This window comes from Micrococcus sp. APC 4021, assembly GCF_030407635.1.
In the GTDB taxonomy this organism is placed as follows: Bacteria; Actinomycetota; Actinomycetes; order Actinomycetales; family Micrococcaceae; genus Micrococcus; species Micrococcus luteus.
The window spans coordinates 1-2,651 of sequence record NZ_JASDCZ010000187.1 but is presented as its reverse complement, the minus strand read 5'-3'; the positions used below and the strand labels follow the sequence as shown (position 1 = coordinate 2,651).

2 protein-coding genes are annotated in these 2,651 nt (G+C 75.3%); one reads left to right on the top strand and one right to left on the bottom strand.

Features of this window, described 5'->3' with window-relative positions; genetic code table 11:
- On the top strand, positions 1-990 hold a 990-nt coding region (locus QL983_RS10995), incomplete at its 5' end, for an acyl-CoA thioesterase domain-containing protein (protein WP_290153000.1).
- Between the two features lie 128 nt (positions 991-1,118).
- Here QL983_RS10995 and QL983_RS10990 read toward each other — a convergent pair.
- The coding region (locus QL983_RS10990) for a cytochrome b/b6 domain-containing protein (protein ID WP_290152999.1) at positions 1,119-2,651 on the bottom strand (1,533 nt) is incomplete at its 5' end.

Here is a 2,651-nt window from a genome sequence, read left to right as displayed (position 1 = left end):
ATGATCAGCCGTGTCGCCGCCGGGCCGTGGGCTAGCGTGCTCCCCGTGCAGACCACCACCAGCCCCACCGCGGACTCGCCCACCGGCCCCCGCTCCCACCCCTCCGGCCGCACGGAACAGCTGTTCGGCATCCGCCGCCACGCGCTGATGACCGAGCGGGACGGCGCCCTCAACCCGGCCGCGTTCGAGGTCGGCCCGTGGTGCCTCGACCTGGACGGCCGGCCCACCGGCGCGGCGGCCACCGTGATCATGGACAACGCCACCGCGGTGGCCGTGCACCACGCGGCACGGGACATCGAGACCGTGGTCACCACCGAGCTGCAGGTCAACGTGCTCGGCCCGCTGCCCGCCTTCGACGCGGAGGCCGTCAAGGCCGGGGACGACGGCCCGCTGCTGGAGTGCTGGACCCGCCCGCTGGCCTGGGATGCCGGCGGTGGCGTGGCCTGCGCGTGGCTCGAGGACGCGGACGGGCGTCGCGTCGTCGAGGCGACCGGCTGGTTCCAGTCGGTGCCCGCCGGAGCGCCGGAGCGGATGGCCGCGTTCGTCGCCGCCGGACGGCTGCCCCGCGGGGCCGAGACCCGCGTGCCCATGCCGGGGCTGCTGGCCGCCCGCCCCGAGTCGCTGCCGGCGGCCGATCCGGACGCGCGCCCCGCCGTCGCCGCGGCGCCGACCGCGGGCGCCCGCTTCGCCCCGAAGCCGGAGCTGGCCAACCCGTCGGGCGCGGTCCACGGCGGGGCCATGACGCTGCGGGCGGTCACCGCCGCGCAGGCGGCCATGCCGGACCGCGAGCGCTACGACGTCCAGGCCGTGCGCGTGGTGTTCGTGCGCCCGGGGCACGGCGAGATGGTCGCCCTCACGCGGGTGCGGCACGCCGGCCGGTCCCTGCGCCTCGTGGACGTGGACCTCGTGCCGGCCGGCGCCGACGGCGTCCCCGTGGCCGACAAGCCGATGGTCCAGGTGCAGGTCACCTTCCGCGCTGCTCGGAGCTGACGCCCCAGACGCCCGAGCACTTTCGAACGTGAGAGAGGGCCTATCCCACGTTCGAAAGCGCTCATTCCCCCGAGATCACGTTCGAAAGTCCCGGTGGGAGGAGGAGGGGCCGTCGTCGTGCGGCCGGCTCAGCGGCCCACGGTGCCGAACCGGGAGGCCACGGGGGCCGTGAAGGCGGGCTTCAGGAAGAACCACGCGGCGGCGGTGACCGCCACGCTCACGAGGAACACCACGAGGCCCCACGCGTCGGTGGCCCCGCCGCGCGAGGTGTACATGTGGTTCAGGTTCGTCAGCAGGCCCGTGAAGGCCACGAGGAACACGTGCACCACGATGAACGCCACGAAGAAGACCATCACCGGGAAGTGCACCTTGCGGGCCACTTCCATGGGGAACGCCTTGTTCAGTCCCTTGGCCTCCGTGGGGAACCACGAGGACATGCGCCAGCCCGTGAGGGCGGCGAGCGGGGCGGCCACGAACACCACCAGCGCGTAGGAGAGCATCTGCAGCGCGTTGTAGTGCACCCAGCCGTTCTCCGTGGGCCAGTCCAGGGACAGGTACTGGATGCCGGCGGACAGGGCGTGCTGGAACACGTGCGGGTCCGTGGGCACGATCCGCGCCCAGTGGCCGGTGACGATCAGCAGCACCACGAAGATCACGCCGTTGAGCAGCCACAGCGCGTCGAGGGCCTGGTGCGTCCAGATGGTGAGCGAGAACTTCTTCGGGGTGTTGCCCCGCGCGGAGAACAGGCCGTCCTTCGTCGGAGTGAAGTTGGCCGGAGGCCGCGTCTCGTGACGGATCTGCAGGCCCGTCCGGATGATCAGCACCATCAGGAACATGTTCAGGAAGTGCTGCCAGCCCATCCACCAGGGCATCCCCTCGGGGGTGCCCTCGGGCAGGACCGGGTGCCCGTCGTAGGTCGCGATGAAGTCCGCCACCGGGTCGAGGCTCCGCAGCCAGCGTCCGGCCAGCACTGCGAGCAGCGCCAGCACGACGACGCCGGCCACCGCCGGCAGCGCCTTGCGCAGGCGGGACGGGGCGGCGGATTCGGCGGCGTCCGTCTCCGCGGCCCGAGCGGGCGTGCCGGTGGCGGCCCCGGGGACGGCCCGGGGCGGCTGCGCGGTGGAGGCCGGCGGGGCCGAACGGGTGTCCGGCGCGGTGGGAGCCGGCTCCGCAGCCGGCGCCGCGGCCACGGGGGCGGCGACGGCCGGTTCCGCATCGGCCGGTTCCGCATCGGCCGGCTCCGCGGCGGCGGGCTCGGCGGTGGCCGGCTCGGCGACGACCTCCTGCGCCACCATCTCCGGCGCGGTGGGGCCGCCCACGGCGGCGAGCTCGGTGAACCACTCCCCCTCCCGGGCGAACGGCACGTACCCGGCCATGCGTCGCCGCTTCGCGAGCGGCACGAGGTCGGACTCCACGGGAGCGCCCACCCCGGCCGCGGCCGGCGCACCGGTCGCGGAGGCGACGACGGCCGCCACGTCCGGCACGACGGGCTCGGTCTCCGCGGGTGCGGGGGCCCGCGTCGGGGACGCCGAGGCGGCGATCGGCTCGGGCGCGACGGACCGCGCCGGGGCGGCGGCCGGGATCGATCCCGCGGCCGGGGCGGGGGCGCCGCCGAGCCACTCGGCCTCGCGGGCGAACGGGACGTACCCGGCCATGCGGCG